15 protein-coding genes are annotated in these 15,937 nt (G+C 74.1%); 9 read left to right on the forward strand and 6 right to left on the reverse strand.

Annotation, left to right across the window (positions count from 1 at the left end; translation table 11 throughout):
- Nucleotides 1-12: 12 nt before the first annotated feature.
- From VF647_04010 to pilM, 5 genes are read right to left on the reverse strand one after another with little or no spacing between them, the layout of a single operon-like run.
- Nucleotides 13-1,746: a hypothetical protein gene (locus VF647_04010; GenBank protein ID HEX8451236.1), complete on the reverse strand. Its 1,734-nt coding sequence runs from the start codon at nucleotides 1,744-1,746 to the stop codon at nucleotides 13-15.
- Nucleotides 1,743-2,141 carry a hypothetical protein gene (locus tag VF647_04015; protein HEX8451237.1) on the reverse strand — a complete coding sequence of 133 codons (399 nt, stop codon included), beginning with the start codon at nucleotides 2,139-2,141 and terminating at the stop codon, nucleotides 1,743-1,745. Before VF647_04015 ends, VF647_04010 begins: the two co-directional genes overlap by 4 nt.
- Nucleotides 2,141-2,902 (reverse strand): hypothetical protein, encoded by a 762-nt coding sequence (locus VF647_04020; protein HEX8451238.1) that lies wholly within the window; start codon nucleotides 2,900-2,902, stop codon nucleotides 2,141-2,143. The genes VF647_04015 and VF647_04020 overlap by 1 nt, the downstream gene beginning before the upstream one ends.
- A complete protein-coding gene (locus VF647_04025; protein ID HEX8451239.1) occupies nucleotides 2,899-3,552 on the reverse strand; it encodes a PilN domain-containing protein in 654 nt (217 codons plus the stop codon). The genes VF647_04020 and VF647_04025 overlap by 4 nt, the downstream gene beginning before the upstream one ends.
- Nucleotides 3,549-4,631: a pilus assembly protein PilM gene (gene pilM, locus VF647_04030; protein HEX8451240.1), complete on the reverse strand. Its 1,083-nt coding sequence runs from the start codon at nucleotides 4,629-4,631 to the stop codon at nucleotides 3,549-3,551. Before pilM ends, VF647_04025 begins: the two co-directional genes overlap by 4 nt.
- A gap of 125 nt (nucleotides 4,632-4,756) precedes the next feature.
- Between pilM and VF647_04035 the strand changes: the two genes are divergently transcribed.
- From VF647_04035 to VF647_04050, 4 genes are all read left to right on the forward strand, one after another.
- Nucleotides 4,757-5,341 carry a prepilin-type N-terminal cleavage/methylation domain-containing protein gene (locus VF647_04035; protein HEX8451241.1) on the forward strand — a complete coding sequence of 195 codons (585 nt, stop codon included), beginning with the start codon at nucleotides 4,757-4,759 and terminating at the stop codon, nucleotides 5,339-5,341.
- Nucleotides 5,338-5,853 (forward strand): hypothetical protein, encoded by a 516-nt coding sequence (locus VF647_04040; protein HEX8451242.1) that lies wholly within the window; start codon nucleotides 5,338-5,340, stop codon nucleotides 5,851-5,853. Before VF647_04035 ends, VF647_04040 begins: the two co-directional genes overlap by 4 nt.
- A 136-nt stretch (nucleotides 5,854-5,989) precedes the next feature.
- Nucleotides 5,990-7,237, forward strand: a complete 1,248-nt coding sequence (locus VF647_04045; protein HEX8451243.1) for a prepilin-type N-terminal cleavage/methylation domain-containing protein — start codon at nucleotides 5,990-5,992, stop codon at nucleotides 7,235-7,237.
- Entirely contained in the window at nucleotides 7,234-9,360 is a 2,127-nt protein-coding gene (locus VF647_04050) for a hypothetical protein (GenBank protein ID HEX8451244.1), read from the forward strand. Before VF647_04045 ends, VF647_04050 begins: the two co-directional genes overlap by 4 nt.
- A 183-nt stretch (nucleotides 9,361-9,543) precedes the next feature.
- Here the strand turns inward: VF647_04050 and VF647_04055 are convergent, their stop codons facing one another.
- The gene (locus VF647_04055; protein HEX8451245.1) at nucleotides 9,544-9,813 is read right to left on the reverse strand and encodes a hypothetical protein; all 270 of its coding nucleotides are present in this window, start codon (nucleotides 9,811-9,813) and stop codon (nucleotides 9,544-9,546) included.
- Between the two features lie 198 nt (nucleotides 9,814-10,011).
- Between VF647_04055 and tssI the strand changes: the two genes are divergently transcribed.
- The 5 genes from tssI to tssA are packed head-to-tail and all read left to right on the forward strand — an operon-like array spanning nucleotide 10,012 to nucleotide 15,878.
- On the forward strand, nucleotides 10,012-11,856 hold the full coding sequence (gene tssI, locus VF647_04060) for a type VI secretion system tip protein TssI/VgrG (protein HEX8451246.1): 1,845 nt from the start codon (nucleotides 10,012-10,014) through the stop codon (nucleotides 11,854-11,856).
- Nucleotides 11,853-12,938 carry a hypothetical protein gene (locus VF647_04065; protein HEX8451247.1) on the forward strand — a complete coding sequence of 362 codons (1,086 nt, stop codon included), beginning with the start codon at nucleotides 11,853-11,855 and terminating at the stop codon, nucleotides 12,936-12,938. Before tssI ends, VF647_04065 begins: the two co-directional genes overlap by 4 nt.
- A complete protein-coding gene (locus VF647_04070; protein ID HEX8451248.1) occupies nucleotides 12,935-13,321 on the forward strand; it encodes a DUF4280 domain-containing protein in 387 nt (128 codons plus the stop codon). Before VF647_04065 ends, VF647_04070 begins: the two co-directional genes overlap by 4 nt.
- On the forward strand, nucleotides 13,318-14,787 hold the full coding sequence (tssK, locus tag VF647_04075; protein ID HEX8451249.1) for a type VI secretion system baseplate subunit TssK: 1,470 nt from the start codon (nucleotides 13,318-13,320) through the stop codon (nucleotides 14,785-14,787). The genes VF647_04070 and tssK overlap by 4 nt, the downstream gene beginning before the upstream one ends.
- Entirely contained in the window at nucleotides 14,784-15,878 is a 1,095-nt protein-coding gene (gene tssA, locus VF647_04080; protein HEX8451250.1) for a type VI secretion system protein TssA, read from the forward strand. Before tssK ends, tssA begins: the two co-directional genes overlap by 4 nt.
- The last annotated feature ends 59 nt before the right edge of the window (nucleotides 15,879-15,937 follow it).

Raw genomic sequence — 15,937 nt, forward strand, 5'->3', positions numbered from 1 at the left:
GCCCGCCTTCAGTCAGCGCGGGGCGCGGGGTGTCTGGGTGACGGTCACCGCCCCGTCCGGATGCACGTGGGGGGTGATGATGATGACCAGGTCGTTGTGGTTCTCGCTGGTCGCCTCGTTGCGGAAGGCGCGGCCGACCACGGGAAGCTGCGACAGGAGGGGGAAGCCGCTGGCGGTCTGCGAGCGGCCGTTCACCGTGAGGCCACCGATGACGATGGGCTCGTCGTTGCGCACCGTGACCTCGGTGAAGGCGGTCTGCTTTCCGCCGGTGATGGAGCGGCCGGCGGGGTCGAGCTGCCCGCCGTCGCGGACCAGCTCGATGTTGACGCGCACCATGTCGTCGCCCAGGTAGTGCGGGGTAACCTTGAGGCGCGTGCCCGTCTCGAACTGGCTGAACCCGCCGCCCCCACCGCCTCCGAGCTGCGTTCCCGCCGGGATGCCGGCCGAGCCGCCGAGGGAGCCGCCCGCCTGCCCGCCGCCGGGGTAGCCGCTCTGGCCGCCCTGCGCGGGGGCCTGGAAGGGGACCGCCCCGCCGCCGACGCCAGCGAAGACGCTGTAGCCCGGGTTGGGGAGGATGATCTGGTCGCCTACCAGGATCTCTGAGGTGCGCCCCGAAGTGGCGGTGATGATGGGCGTCGTCTCCGTCTCGGCGATGCCGTTGTCGTCCAGCGCGTCCACGAAAGCGTCCAGGCGCAGCGTTCCAAGTCCAGCCAAGCGGCGCAGGACGCGGAATGCGGGGCCGCCCTCGCTGCTGAACCCGCCGCGCGGCGACTGGCTGCTCTGCCGCACGTCCACGCCGGTGGTGAGGCGGCCGGTGCTGTCGTTGCTGAAGGGAACGAAGGAGTAGCTGAACCCCAGCTTGTGCAGCCGCGAGCGGTTCACGCTCACCAGCCGCGCCTCCACGGTGATGGTGGCCGGGCGCCGGTCCATCGAGTCCACCAGCGCGCGCACCTTGTCCAGCCGGTCGGGCGAGGCGTAGACGATCAGGTCGCGGCTGTTCTCGGGGTCGCCGAAGACCTCCACGCTGTTCTCGCTGCTGTCCCCCGCCGCTACGACCCGCTCCAGCGAGGGGAGGAAGTCGCGCGCGTACAGGAACTTGAGGCGCACCGGCATGGGAGTGCGCTCCACCTCCGCGCGCCCCTCGGTCACCACCGTGATGATCCCGGACGGCTCCTGCACCGCGCGGAGCCCGTGGGCGGAGAGGAGCGCCTCCAGCGCGATGTGCCAGGGGTAGCCCGGGATCTCGGCGGTGACGACCTTTTCGCGCACGGCCTTCTCGTCGGAGGGGACGATGGCCACCCCGGCGCGCGCCGAAATCAGCGAGATGACGTCGGCGAGCGGGCGCTCGTAGACGGAGAGGTCCACCACCGGCGGCTCGCGTCCCGGTGGCGGGGTGATCCATCGGCCGCGTTGCGGACGCTCCTGCCGCGGCGCCTCTTGCTGCGCCTGACGGTCGCGGCGTGACGGGTTGCGCGGCGCGGGGGCGGCGGGGGGCATCTCCAGCTCCACCTCTTCGGCGGCGCGGCGTTCGGTAGCGCGCGGCGAAGGTGACACGGGGGCCACGACGGACGAGTCCGCGGCGGCGCGGGCGCGCATCTGGTCGAGCGTCACGAACGTCCCCTGGCGGGGAGCCGCAGACGCGCAGGCGCCCGCCACGGCTGCCAGGGCCAGTGCGGCGAAGGCGGCGCGGAGGTGCGGCGCGGGGGCGAGTGGGGAGGGCATGGGCGTGTTGCGCAGGAGGTTCACGGCCGGGCCGCTTCGCCCGGGCGGGGAAGGCAGAGCACGACGTTGCGGGTGCTGCCGAGGACGTTCTGGCGGGCGGTGATGCAGCCGCGCTGCACCGCCACCACCTGGTACTGTCCCACGCGGTCGCCGACGCGCACCACGGAGCGCCCGCCGTTCTTGCCGGTGAGCACCACCAGCGCGCGCGAGTCGCGCGGGTCTTGCGCGTCGTGCACGATGCTGTGCACCCGCAGCTCGGGGAATCCGTCGCCGGTGTACAGCGCCTCAGGGGGGATCACGGGGTCGCGCCGGGTGGGCGAGCGCGGGTAGCTCCACTCAGCGGGGCCGGGGCCCGCCTGCGCCTGCGCGCGGGCCACGGGGAGCACCGCCAGCACGGCCAGCACGACGACGATGCGCATCAGCGGGTGGTTCCGGAGAGGGGGACGGTCACCTCTTCGCCAACCTGCTGCACCAGGGCGGGCGCGGGTGCGGTGGAGTCGGACGCGAGTGCCGGCGCGCCGGCCACGGAGAACCAGTGCAGCGAGAAGGCGGCGACCACGTTGAACGGCGCTTCGCCTGATGGGATGGTCAGCACTGAATCGGTGGGCGCAGCAGTGGCGAACGCGGGGCCGGCGCCGGGGCGCGGCGCTTCGACGGAGGCGTTCATCAGTGAGTCCGGCACGACGGCCAGCCGCGCGCCGCGGATCTGTGTGAGGCGCGGTTGCGAGAGAAGCTCGGTCATCAGCGCGCCGATGTCGTGATAGCGGCCGGCCACCAGCACCTTGAGACCGTCTACCTGGAACTGTCCTTCGGTGGCGGGCTGCAGCGGCTGGTAGTCGTGCACGCGCACGCCCAGCCGGCGGGCCGCCTCGGAAAGCGCTTCCACGAAAGGCTGCGTGCTCCCCGCGTTCCCACCCTGCGGCGGAACGCGCATGGCGAGCTGGTCGGCCTCGCCGCGCGAATGGCGGCGGAGCGCTTCCACGCTGTCCGCGCCCATCGCCATCTCGCGGGCGCGGGCGTCGCGGTTTGCGGTGCGCATCTCGGCGAGGGCCGCTTCGCGCTCGGCCAGCTCGGCGGCGCGCGGGCGGTACGTCTTCCAGAACCACATCCCCGAAAGGACTGTGGCGGCGAGGAAGAGTCCCAGCGCGATTCGCGAGCGCAGGTAGGGTGATAGGGTCACGGCGCGGGCTCCGGGGAAACGGCGGTCTGCTCTACGAGATACCCCGGGTCGGGCGTGCCGTCCCCGGCGGTGCCGGTGATCTCGTAGCGCACCACCGGAAAGGAGGCGATCTGCGTGCTGGTGGTGCCGGAGAGCACCGCGTCGCGCACCCCCGCCGATGCTGCCAGACGGCGCTGGAAGGCGGCGGCCAGCTCCACCGACGGCGCGAAGCCGGTGACGCGGAAGCCCAGGCCGCCGGTGGCGTGGTCCTGCGACGTCATCTCCATGCGGTCCACCCACACGTTCTCCGGCGCGGCGCTCCCCACGCGGTCCATCAGCCGCACCCATGCGAAGCGGTCCGGGTCCAGCGCGCGGATGGCGCTCACGGTGGAGGCCAGCCGCGCCTGCTCGCGGGTCAGCGCCGCAACCCGCTTCAGCGAGCCGCGCAGCCGCACCGCATCGCGCGCCGCCGCCGCAGATTCCTCCTCCACGCGCGCCTCTTGGGCATCCAGGCGGGCATTTCCCATCCTGACTCCGCCGGTCGCTGTGAGCGCGGCCAGGATGGCGCCGATCAGCAGCGGGTCGCGCGCGGCGGCGTGGAGCGATTCGCGGGGGGTGACAGGGCCCTCGGCGCGCCCCGCGTTGTGGATTCGCAGGTCGAGGTGAATCACGGGTGCACCGGCGCGAGCGTGAGGTTTTCCAGCGCCAGCCCCGCGGCTACCGCCAGTGCGGGCGCGAAGGGGAGGGGGGCGTCGCCAGTCGCGGGGAAGGGGGCGAGCGGATCGAAGAGGTGCACCGGCACCCCTAGCGCGGCGCGGAAGCGCTCCGCGATCCCGGGAAGCCGGGCGACTCCGCCCGAGATCCACACTGCGCCGCTCCCATCCGCGTCGCCCAGCACGCCGTAGCCGGCGGACATGGCTCCGGCGGCGCGTCGTGCGTCGCCCACCACGCGCCGCACCCACTCCTCAAGCACCAGCTCGTCCGTCCCGCCCGGCTCGAATAGGAGCGCCTCGCCGGCGCGCCCGGAGCGCTCGGCCAGGTAGTCGACGCCAAGGTTGGCCTCATACGCCGTCACTGGAACGCCGCCGTCCAGCACCGCGATCAGCATCCCGCCGAAGCCGCCGTGCAGGAGGACGGAGCGCGACCCCGCCATTACCCGCTCCGGGAACGCGGCCGTCCACGCGTTGGCCAGCGCCACGGGAGCCACGGTCACCGGCCCGGGGGCGAGCCCCGCCAACTCCGCCGCCGTCTGCAGCGCGCGGATCGTCTCCTCGCGCGCGGAGACGGTGAGGAGCGACATGAGCGCGGGGTCGCCGCGGCGCGCGTCGGGCTCCAACTCGGCGAAGGCGTAGCGGGCCGCCACCGTCTCCATCCCACCCAGTCGCAAAGCCGGATCGGCCTCGACCGCGTTCCGCAGCGCCGAGTCGTCCATGCGCGGGAGCTGCTGGCGCTGCACGCGCGCATCACCCGCGGGGACGGCTAGAGCGGCGTGTGCGCCGGTGAGCCCGCGGGCGCGCACCAGCCCGGCCAGGAAGGCGCCCGCCGCGGCCGGATCGGCGATGCGGCGGTCGCGAAAGAGGCCGGCGGGGGTGGGCTCGTCGGCGGCGTGCGTCACGCACACGCCTTCATCGCCGCGGGCGACGCCCACCAGCTTGGTGCGGCGCTCGCCCAGGTCAACGCCCACGAAGACGGAGGCGCGGACGTGGCCCCGGCGGGCGGGGAGGAGGGAGCGGATCCTGTCGGTGAACACGGCGGCTATGCGGGAATGGGTTTGCCCGTTCGGAAACCGCTCTTCGCGGTCCGGGGTATCTTCCTATGCCTGAGACCAGATACCGAGCATCCGCCGATCTGGTTCACGACCCGCTTCCCCGGCCCATGAAAGCACTCGCATCGCGGGACCCCCGCGCCGGCTTCACACTGATCGAAGTGATGGTGGTGGCGATGATCATCGTCGCCCTGACCTCGGTGGCGCTGGCCGCGAACCGCGAGAACCCGCACCGCCTGGTCTACCACCAAGCGGTGCAGATCCGCGCGGACGCCGCGCAGGCCGTCTCCGTGGCCGAGGCGCGCGGCGGCGACGCGCTGCTGGTGGCGGACGCGACCGCGGGGAGCGGGGTGGGCGGCTCTTTCCTGGCGACGGCGGACACGGTGGGGATGCAGGAGGCGGACGTGCTGGACCGCGAGTGGACGCGCCTGACCGCGGGCGTGCAGTGGGGCGCCGGCGCCGCCATCGCCGGGCCGCTGGGGAGCGCGACCAACGGCGGCCCCGTCCCGCGTCTGGTGCGCTGCTCGGCGGGGCGCGGATGCAACGTGGGGGTGGGCGGCTCGGTCACGTATTACCTGACGCACGCCCGCGACGCATCCGCCGTCGCCGCCGTGGTGCTCACGCCAGACGGCATCGCGCACCTGTACCGCTACATCCCGAACGGCGCCACGTGGAGCACGGAGGCACCGCGATGAGCATCCGCAAGGATCGGTTGGGGCGGGAGGGCTTCACCTTTTTCGAGGTGATCCTGGCGCTGGCGCTGCTGGGGATCTCGCTGCTGACGCTAGTGCAGTATTCAGCCGACAACACGCGAGCGGACGCGGACCGGGCGGCGCGGCTGGTGGCGCACCGAACCCTGCGCAACGAGGTGCAGCGGCTGCGCGCGGCCGATCCGCTGTCCGGGACGTTCCCGGCCAGCTTCTTCACCGACCGCGCGGGAAACCAGGTCGCGGCGGCGGGGCCCGGGTCGCAGGCGGTGACGGTCTCGCGGCGAATACGCTGCCTGGGCGGCGCCGAGGTGCGCGACAACGCCACCGCGCCCAACACGCAGGTCGGGTGCGGCGCCGGCTCCGGTCCGGTGGCGGAGTTCACCGTGCGCGTCGTCTTTCCGTCGCGCTACACGGACGACGGCACGAGCGCCCTCGAGCAGACCATCACCCTCTGGCCCCGCGACCGCCACGGCACCGCGTGGTCCCCCGGAAGCTGATGCGACGCCGCGGTGATCCAAACAGCGGTCTCACACAGAGACACAGAGGCACAGAGAGAACCTCTTCGCCTTTCCTCTGTGTCTCCATGTCTCTGTGTGAGCCGGTTGCCGTTCTCCTCTCCAGCAGGAATTGAAGATGTCGCACCGAAGCGCGGGGTTCACGCTGATCGAGATCCTGGGCGTGCTGGTCGTCACGGCCGTCATCGCGACCGGCGTGTGGTCGGTCGCCGAGTCCGTCACGCGCGGGCAGGTGCAGGCGATGAACGACGGCGACCGCGCGAGCGCCGTGGCCTCCATAGACGGCGTGCTGCGCAACGCCCTGCGCCAAGCCACGCTGGGGACGCTCGCCGCTCCCAACGCCGGGCCGGTGCAGGTGCTGGTGGCGGGCAGCGGCGCGGCATCCAGCGACACGCTGCTGGTGCTGCGCGCGGAGTACGCGCCCATCACCAACTCCACGCGCCCGTGCCCCGGCGGCGGCGCGTGCCTCCTGCTGGTGGGCGACCACAGCGGGGTGATCGGGGAGGGCGAAGTGCTGCTGGTGAGCGCGCCGGCCATGGGCGCCCGCGTGTACCGTGTGACGGGAGAGCCCCACGCCAACCACGCCGCCTGCGGCGCCGACTGCGAGGAGGAGGTCGTGTGCCCCACCTACACCGACGAGACGGCGGAGCAGGTGACGGTGGTCAGCGGCGGCACGTACACACGGTCCTCGCCACCCGTGGATCCCACGCCCGTAACCGCCTGCAGGCAGACGTACTACGAGGACGGCGGAGTCTGCACGGAGCGCCGCGAGCGGGTGAACGCGCCGCGGCCGAAGCGGACGTGGGACTGCCGCGCGCGCGGCCGGGTGTCCGCGTACACCGAGGTGCCGGTCGCGGAGCTGACGGCCGCGCTCGGCTTCCCGGATGTCGGGTCGCCCACGCAGTCCGGCGCGTCGCTCACCCCGCGCGTGCGCACGCAGCGGGTGACGGCGTCGCGCTTCTTCGTGCGGCGCGACGGCACGCGCGGCGCCCCGGTGCTGGTGCGGCAGACGGGGCTGGACGACGGGGGCGCCTGGAGCGCGGCGGTCCCCATCGGCGGGCCCGTCGCCACGCTGGAGGTCGAGACGCTGCACACCGGCGAGACGGCTTGGCGGCGCGGCGTGGGGGTCGGTGCCGCGGCGCTGGGGCACTCCACCGGCAATCCCAACTACGCCTACACCGTCTTCCCCACCGCTACGGCCGAGCCCGGGTTCTCCTTCCGCCGCGGCTACCACGACGTGGGCGCGGTCCGCATCCGCTTCACCGTCCCCACCGAGCAGGCGGACGGCACCGTGCACAACGTGCCGTACGTGACCGTCGTCGCCACCAACGGCGGCACGCGCAACGGAAGCGAGGGGGGCTGGTGACGCGCGCGGCGTTTCGCGGCGAGCGGGGGAGCGCCCTGTTGTGGGTGCTCGGGTTCATCGTGACGCTGGGGATTGTGATCAGCGCCAGCCAACTCCTGGCGCGCATGGCGGAGCGGCGGATGTACGAGCGCAACTCCGTGTCGCGCACTGAGCTGGCGGCGGCCAGCGCCGTGGAGGTGCTCACCGACCGCGTGCGCGCCGTGGCGGCGCAGCGGCTGGGGAACCTCTCCTGGCCGGACATGCTCGCCATCAACATCAGCGCCAGCAGCCTGGCGTCCGACCTGAAGACGACCGGCGCCACCGTCCAGACCGACACGGCGTTGACCGGCGTGCGCATCGTGGACGTACGCGAGTGGGAGGTCATCCCGCATGACGAGAAGATCCTGGACGCGTGGACGCACCAGCCCCGCGTCTCGTACGACGGGCTGCCGGAGGTGGGCGGAAGCGTGGCCGCGCGCACCATCGAGGTGGAGGTGTACGCCACCGCGCACAGCCCGCGCGAGGGGCGGCGGATGGTCACGCGCCGCCTGGCCGTCTCTGTGATCGCGCCACACCAGCACGCGCTCTACGCGCAGGGCCACGCCGAGGTGGCCGGCTGGGGATCGGAAGGGCTGGTGGGCGGACCGTTGCGCGTGGACGGGGTGGCGGAGTTCGGCCGGGGCACCCACCTGATGACGTACCTGGGCGGGATCGAGGCGCGCGACGGCATTACGGTGGGGCGGGCAGAACACGTGGTGTCCGGCACCAGCTACGTCGGCGGCGCGCCCGCGCTCTCCAGCCTCACGCGCGCCGCATCGGAAGCGAATCCGGCCGCCATGCTGGCGCCGTGGCAGGGGCGCGTGCGCATCCGCCCGTCGGTCGGCGGCGGGCTGGGGCCGGGGCGGATGCAGAGCTCCTCCGTCGCGGGCACGGGGGAGTGCCCGGACTTCGACGCCGCCTGCTTCGGCCGCGCGAGCTTCGGCCCCGCCATCACCCTGCGCCGCGTGACCACCGGCATCGGCACGGAGTACTCGTACAGCTGCGGCACGGCGTACTACGATGACGGGACGTACACCTGCGGCACGGTGGCGCGCGCGCCGGCCATCCGCTACCTCCCCTGGCCCTTCGCCGCTGCACCGCCCGCGGGAAAGGCGGCGCGCGATCCCGATCCCGCGAACGCCGGGCACCTGTGGCGGGGCCTCTTCCCCGACTTCCGACGCGAGGCCGCGTGCGATGCGTCGGAGATCGTGGGGCGTCCGTACGCCACCTTTCGCTGCCCCACCAACGCCTACGGCTTCCACCTGGACCTGAGTCTCCTCCCGGCCATCCAGGGCGGGATGATCGCCATCCGGCGCCAGGCGGCGGCCAGCCCGGGCGCGCAGGAGGTCGTCCTCCTCCGCAACGCGGGCACGCTGGCCGGGCCGCTGACGCTGGTCTCCGAGGTGCCGGTGGTGATCTGGGGGAGCTTCAACGTCAACAACCCCAAGCCCGCGATGATCTCCGCCCCGCGCATCACGGTGATGCCCGCGGAAACGGAGCAGCAGCTGGGGTTCGCGATGGCGTGGGACCGCGTGGCGGGCGAAGGCGAGACCCTGCCGTCTGTGATGCCCGTGCAGGCGCAGAGCAACGCGACCATCTACGCCGTGCTCCGCTCCGGCTTCTGCCGAAGCATCGGCGGTGCGTACTTCGGCGGTTCGTTCGAAGGGATCCCCGCCGCGTACGGCGACTGGAGCCGCGCCGCGCTGCGGGTGAACGGCGCCGTGGAGGGCTACGACCTGACCTCCGCCGGGGCCGCCGCGTGCGGGGCGTACTGGGCGCCGCTCAACGGCGCGCAGCCCGGCGACGTCCCGGTGCTTCCTCCCTTCCAGCGGAGCGTCCTCTTCAACCGCCGCCTCCTGCACCCCGACGGCCAGCCGCCCGGCTCGTGGCACTGGGACAACTTCGACTACCTGAACACCGCGATCCCCGGCGCGCCCACACGAACGCGCGGCCGCCAGATCAACGCATTCGGCGGAACGACGGTGCTGCGCCTGATCCAGGACCTGCGCACCATCCCGCCCGCCCGGCGCGGCTCCGCCCTGCGCCCCACGGGCCGCACCACGCCCACACCCATTCCGATGCCAGCGCTGCCGCCGGCGCTCTGAGCGGCGACCGCAGGCTCACAGGGAGACCCGACGGAGCCTCGCAGTAAGATGTTGCCAACGGCAGGAACGACCTGAAGAAGGCCGTCACGGAGCGGCTGCACCGCTTCGGCCCTGCGGGCGCGGCAGGGCTCAGCCGACACGCCAAAAGGGCCATACGCCCGTGAACTGTGCGTGCCCCCGGGCTCACAGCTCGCGGGCGTCGTCGTAGTCGCCCGGTGCCACGGCGCAGCGCGACCCGTTGCAGCCCGCACAAATTGCGGCGGTTGCTCCCCGCCGTAGGACTGCGCGGCGCGGAGCTGCGTCCTTTACGCCGTCCGCCTGATGGACGACGGCCGTCGCCTGCACCCCGGAACTCTCCAGCGGCTCGGCGCTCCGGAAGCGCCTGATGCGGCCCACCGGCCTGCCCCGCGCGAGCTGCGCGACCGCGGCGGGCTGCGGCTGGCCGTGCCCCATTCCAGCGCGCCTGCGGCGTGGACGACGGCGGCGTGGCCGCACCGGCCCGACGGGTGGCCGTTGCGGATACAGGGGCCCCGCCCCAGCCGCATAGATATACGTCACCGCGAGCGGGCGCTGAAAGGCCCCTTGCCGCGGCGCCCGCTCTCCGCGAACGACACGGGTCCGCCGCGAACCGCCCAACCACACCGCCACCCCATGCCGATCTCCCAGAACCACCTCCCGCTCACCGTCACCTCCCCGTTTGCGGCGGGCTCGCTACGGGTTGGCTCGGTGCAGGGGCGCGAGGCCGTGTCGGAGCCGTTCCTCTTCGAGGTGGAGCTGGAGAGCGACGAGTGGGCCATCGACCTCGCCGGCGCCGTGGGAAAGGAGCTGGCGGTCGCGGTCAGCAGAACAGGTGCCACCCCCCGCTGGATCCACGGCGTGGTGACGCGGTTCGCCCAGGCGCCCGCCCCCGTGCGCACCGCCCGCTACCGCGCCGAGTTGCGCCCGTGGCTGTGGCTGCTCACCCTGCGCGCCGACTGCCGGATCTTCCAGGGAAAGACGGTTCCCCAGATCCTGGACGTGCTGTTCGCGGGCCAGGCGGTGCGGAGCGCGCTCACGGCGACGTACGACGCCCTCGAGTTCTGCGTGCAGTACCGCGAAACCGACTTCGCCTTCGCCTCGCGGCTGATGGAGGAGGCGGGGATCGCCTACTGCTTCGAGCACGCGGAAGGGGGGCACACCCTGGTGCTGGTGGACGACGCGCAGGGGTTCGGGCCCTGTCCCGGGCTTTCCACCGCGCACCTGCGCCCCGGTGTGACCGGCAAGGAGCTCGGCGACGCGGTGACCGCCTGCACCCTGGAGCACGCGGCCGCCCCCGACCGGGTGCAGCTCGACGACTACAGCTTCCTGACGCCGGCCACCGACCTGCTGGCGAGCTCGGCGGGCGAAGCAGACCGCTACTCGGTGTTCGACTACCCCGGCGGCTACGCGGCGAAGGCCGACGGCGACGGCGTGGCCCGGCGGCGCTGGGAAGCCCGGGTGGCGGGCGCGGCGAGGCTGGCGGGCGCCTCTACCTGCCGCGGCTTCGTGGCGGGGCACCGCTTCACCCTGGCCGGCCACCCGCGCGCCGACGCCAACGCTCCCTACGTGCTGCGCGTCGTCACGCTGCGGGCCAACCAGGATGGCTACGCCAACGACTTCGAGGCGTTCCCCGCGTCGGTCACGTTCCGCCCCCCGCTGCGCACCCCGCGCCCCGTGATCGCGGGGACGCAGACCGCGGTGGTGGTGGGCAAGGCCGGCGAAGAGATCTGGACGGACAGCTATGGCCGCGTGAAGGTGCGCTTTCACTGGGACCGCGCGGAGCGCAACGGCGAGGACCGCTCGTGCTGGGTGCGCGTGGCGCAGGCGTGGGCGGGGAAGGGGTGGGGGGCGATGGTGCTCCCCCGCATCGGCCAGGAGGTGGTGGTCAGCTTCCTGGAAGGGGACCCCGACCGGCCGCTGGTTACCGGGTGCGTCTACAACGCCGCGCAGACGGTGCCGTACGCGCTCCCGGCCGGGCAGACGCGCAGCACCTTCCGCAGCAGCAGCTCGCCGGGTGGCGCCGCATGCAGCGAGATCCGCTTCGAAGACGCAAAGGACGCCGAGGAACTGTACCTGCACGCCGGGCGCGACCTGACCGTGGACGTGGTGCACGACCGCACCGCCACGGTGCAGCAGGGCAGCGACACCCTGGTGGTGAAGAAGGGGAGCCGCTCGGTGACGGTGTACGAGGGCGGCGACACGCTCAAGGTGAGCAAGGGCACGCGGACGGTGAACGTGCAGGGCGCCGAAACCCACGCGAACGGCGCCACCTTCAGGCACACCACCGAGGGCGACTACGTGCTGAGCGTGACCGGGAACCTGGCCATCAGCGCCACCGGCTCCATCACGCTGAGCGCGGGGACCTCGCTGCGCATCACCGCGGGGACCACGCTCAGCGCCGCGGGCGGGATCTCGGCCGAGTTGTCGAGCGGCGGAGTGTCGACGGTGAAGGGCACCCTGGTGAAGGTGAACGCATGAGATCGCGCGAACCCGTGCTCCCCGTCTGCCCCCCGGGCTCGGCCCCCGTGCCGCCGCCCGCCCCTCACGCGCCGCTCGTGGTGGTGGAGACGCGCGGCCCCGGCGGGCACCTGCTGGAGCGCGCGGAGACGCGGGGAGGCCTGCTGGACGGCACCACCGTCTTCTACACCGCCGAAGGGCGCGAGAAGGGCCGCGCCGAGTTCCGCGGCGGGGTGCTGCACGGACCCATGACGCTGCGCGATGCCGAGGGCCGCGTCTCGTGGAGCGCCGGGTACCGCGCGGGCGTGCCCGACGGCCCGGTCACCACCTGGCAGCTCGCGGTGCGGGTGGAGACCGTGGAGTATGCGGCCGGCCGGCGCCAGGGCAGAACGCTCACCTGGTGGCCAGACGGCACCACCGCCTCGTCGCTCCCCTACGTGGACGACCGGCTGGAGGGAACGGCCGAATGGTTCTCGCCCGCGGGCCGCAGAACGCGCAGCTCGGCCTACCGCGCGGGCGCGCTGGACGGGGAGACCATCGACTTCTTCCCCGCGAGCGCCGCCGAGGCAGTCCGGTCACGCTCGGAGTACCGCGCGGGCGCCCTGCACGGCGCCCTCACCCAGTACGCCGAAGACGGCCGCGTGCTGATGCGCGCCTGGTTCGACCAGGGCCAGCCCCTCTGGCGCACCAGCTGCCTCTGGAAGACCACCGCGCCCGGCCCCGCGTCCGACCCGCACGCGCCCGCCGTGGACATCCCGTCCACCGCCCATCCCACGTCCATCGTGGAGGGCACCCACGGCGCCGCGTCCGCCGCCACCAACCCACCGTCCGCCCACCCCGCGTCCAACGAGGACGGCAGGCACGGCGCCGCATTCCCATCTCCCGCTCCCGCCGCGCCTTCTCCCGCCGCACCCCCCGCGCCGGCCGAGGACGAAACTGAAGCCGGGGCGGGCGGCGCGCCAGAGGACGGCGGGGGCGCGGCGCGGCCGGGGCGGTCGCTGCTGTCCAGGATCGTCGACGCATGGAAGCGCTTCCGGGCGCGCTGGGCCGCCCGGCGCCGCCGCGGCGCGGGGACAGACCTCCACCAGGAGTACGGACGATGAGCTTGCAGGTGTGCATGGGCGCGCTGCTGCGGTGCAGCATGGGCGAGGTGCCGGGCGCGCTGGCGGTGCCGCCGCACAACCGGGTGCTGACGGGCACCCCCGCGGCCAGCGTGATGGACCACCTGCCGGTGGTGAACGTGCCGTCGTTCGGCCTGTGCTCGTCGCTGGCGAACCCCGTGGTGGTGGCGGCCACCGCGGCGGCGGAGGGCGTTCTCACGCCCATGCCGTGCGTCCCCGTAACACCGGCGCCGTGGATGCCCGGCGCCGCGACGGTCGTGCTGGGCAACGGCCCCGCGCTCGACACTTCCTCCACGCTGGCGTGCGCCTGGGCAGGCACCATCGAGGTGCTGGAGCCGGGTCAGGCCGTGGAGCTGGTCCCGTGAGGGCGCGCGACGGCGGATCGCCCGGCTGCCCCCCAATCGCGGCCGAGCCCGGCCCGCACGGCGAATGCGGCACTGCATCCGCCACGGGGCAGACCACGCGCTTCGGACGCGTGGACGACGCCGTGGCCTGGTACGAGGGGATGCTGCTGGCGCCCCAGCACTTCCAGCAGGCGCAGCTCCAGGCCGACCAGCTTCTGGGCTACCACCTGGCCGCGCTCTCGCCCTACCACTGGGGCGTGCGGCGGCTGGTGCTGGACTGCGCGGCCCTCCCCGGCGGCACCTTCACCGTGCAGGAACTCGAGGCGGTGCTTCCCGACGGGCTGGTGGCCCGCCACGACGCGAGCGACGGCGGCGCGCTGACGGTGGTGCTGAAGCCATACGCCGACACCGCGCGGCACGGCGTGCTCACGGTGCACCTGGCCGTGCGCTCGCGCGCCGCCCGCCCCGCCGCCAGCGGCGCCCTGGCCCGCTACGAGTGCTACACGGGCGCGCCGGTGGCCGACGAGCTGACCGGCGAGGGCGCGGTGGAGGTCCCGCGCCTGCGCCCCCGGCTGTCGCTGCAGCTGTCGGCGGAGCGGCCGCGCGGGTGGGTGTCGCTGCCGCTGGCCCGCGTGCGCCGCACGGAGCACGGCTGGGCCCTGGCCGAGGCGCTCCCTCCACTGCTCTCCCTTCCCCCCGGGGTGCCGCTGGGCCGGCGCTGCGCGCGGCTGGCGTGCGCCGTCCGTGCGCGCGCCGTGCAGATGGGCCACGCCCTGCGCCGTGCCCGCGCGGCGGGCGAGCACGGACGCGCTGCGGCGGCGCAGTGCGGGATGGCGGCGCTGTGCGCGGCGCTGCCGCGTCTGGAGGCGCTGGTGAACTCGGGCGCGGCGCACCCCTTCGCCATCCACCTGGCGCTGTGCGACCTGGCGGGGCACCTGGCCGCGGCCGGGCCCGGGCGCGCCGTTCCCCTCTTCCCCGCCTACGACCACGACGACCCGGACGGCTCCCTGGGCCCCGTGCTCAGGTTCTGTGAGCGCGCCACCCAGGAGGTGCAGGACGGCTACGTCCTCGTCCCCTTCCACCATCGCCGGGGCGGCTTCGACCTGGCGCCGCGCGCCGCATGGAGGGAGCTGCGCGAGCTGACGGTGCGCGTGCAGGGCCCGGCGTGCGCCGGCCCGGCCGAGCTGCGCGAGTGGGTGGCCCGTGCCCGCATCGCCAGCGCCTCGCGCATCCGCGGGCTGGCCGCGGGCGACTGCGTGGGCGCCCCCCGCGAGGTGGTGCCCGCGCCTGGCGGCCTGCCGGGCGGCGAGGGGCGCCTGTACCTGCGCGTGGTGGCGGAGTGCCCCTGGATCGTTCCCGGCGAGCGGCTGCACGTGCTTCCCCCCGTGGCCTGCGCCGGCGCCACCCCGCGCCAGCTTGCGCTGTGCCTCTCCCTGGCGCCCTCCGCCACCTCGGCTTCCACCCGCGAGCCCATGGTGCCCGCATGATCGCCACCGCCCCCCTCCTCGCCGGGCTGGACGAGCGCGTGCGCCGCGTGCTTGCCGCCGCGCCCGCGCCCGCCGACCTGCGCGCCGACGGCACCTGGGCGCACATCCAGGAAGCGCTGCGCGAAGACGACCCCTCTCTGCCGCAGGGAATCTGGGAGAAGCCGCTCAAGCGCGCCGACCCGCGGCTGGCCGCCACGCTGGCGCTTGAGGCCCTGGAGGGTGGCGCGTGTGACCTGCAGGTGGCCGGGTGGCTGGCGCAGGCGTGGACGATGAGCGACGGCTTCGCGGGCGCCGGCGCCGGGATCGGCGTGGTGCTGGGGCTGTGCGAGGGCGGGTGGGACGCCCTGTGGGGCGCGTACGACCCCGAGGCGCTGGAGCGGCCCTTCGCCTGGATGGCCACCCACCTTCCGCGCGCCCTGGCGCGGGTGGAGCTCACCCGCGCGGCCGGCGGCGGACCGGGGTTCACCTGGGCGCAGCGCGAAGCCGCGCTGCACCGGCACCGGGTGCAGGGTGCCGCGGGCGAGCGCTCCGCCCCCGGTGAGGCCAGTCCCGACGACGTGGACCAGGCCGCCGCGCGCACCCCCGCCGAGCTCCACGCCCGCACGGTGCGGGAGCTGGACGCCCTGATCGACGGGGTGGAGCGGCTGCAGGCGCTGCTGCAACGCCGCTGGGAGGGGCCGCCCCCGTCGCTGCAGCCGCTGCACCGGAGGGCGGCGGAGATCCGCGCCTGGGTGCAGGCGCAGCTGGCCCGAGTGGACGAAGCGGAAGCGGAGGCCCCGCGCGGGGCGGACCACCCCGCCGAGTTCGAGCACATCGCGGCGGACGATCCGGGAGATGTCGACCCTTCGCCCCGGGCGCTCCCGGCGGGGCCCTCCATCCGCGGCCGCGACGAGGCGTACGCGCTGCTCGAGGCGGCGGCGGGATACCTGGGCCGCACGGAGCCGCACAGCCCCACGCCCTGGCTGGTGCGCCGCGCCGTGGCGTGGGGCGGGATGGAGCTGGGCGAGCTGCTGGAAACGCTGATCGACGAAGGATACGACCTGAAGTCCCTGCGCCTTCTCCTCGGCATGGCCGGCGACGGGCGTTCGTAGGCGGAGAGTTCCGCCGCGGTCCCCCATCCGTCCGGGCGGGAGAACGCACCACACCTTTT

The organism is Longimicrobium sp., assembly GCA_036387335.1.
Taxonomy (GTDB): Bacteria; Gemmatimonadota; Gemmatimonadetes; order Longimicrobiales; family Longimicrobiaceae; genus Longimicrobium.

Excerpts from the sequence above, each read along its gene's own strand:
- VF647_04015 (HEX8451237.1), bottom strand. The coding sequence starts at position 2,141 with ATGCGCATCGTCGTCGTGCTGGCCGTGCTGGCGGTGCTCCCCGTGGCC.
- VF647_04035 (HEX8451241.1), top strand. The coding sequence starts at position 4,757 with ATGAAAGCACTCGCATCGCGGGACCCCCGCGCCGGCTTCACACTGATC.
- VF647_04040 (HEX8451242.1), top strand. The coding sequence starts at position 5,338 with ATGAGCATCCGCAAGGATCGGTTGGGGCGGGAGGGCTTCACCTTTTTC.
- VF647_04045 (HEX8451243.1), top strand. The coding sequence starts at position 5,990 with ATGTCGCACCGAAGCGCGGGGTTCACGCTGATCGAGATCCTGGGCGTG.
- VF647_04055 (HEX8451245.1), bottom strand. The coding sequence starts at position 9,813 with ATGGGGCACGGCCAGCCGCAGCCCGCCGCGGTCGCGCAGCTCGCGCGG.
- tssI (HEX8451246.1), top strand. The coding sequence starts at position 10,012 with ATGCCGATCTCCCAGAACCACCTCCCGCTCACCGTCACCTCCCCGTTT.
- VF647_04065 (HEX8451247.1), top strand. The coding sequence starts at position 11,853 with ATGAGATCGCGCGAACCCGTGCTCCCCGTCTGCCCCCCGGGCTCGGCC.
- VF647_04070 (HEX8451248.1), top strand. The coding sequence starts at position 12,935 with ATGAGCTTGCAGGTGTGCATGGGCGCGCTGCTGCGGTGCAGCATGGGC.
- tssA (HEX8451250.1), top strand. The coding sequence starts at position 14,784 with ATGATCGCCACCGCCCCCCTCCTCGCCGGGCTGGACGAGCGCGTGCGC.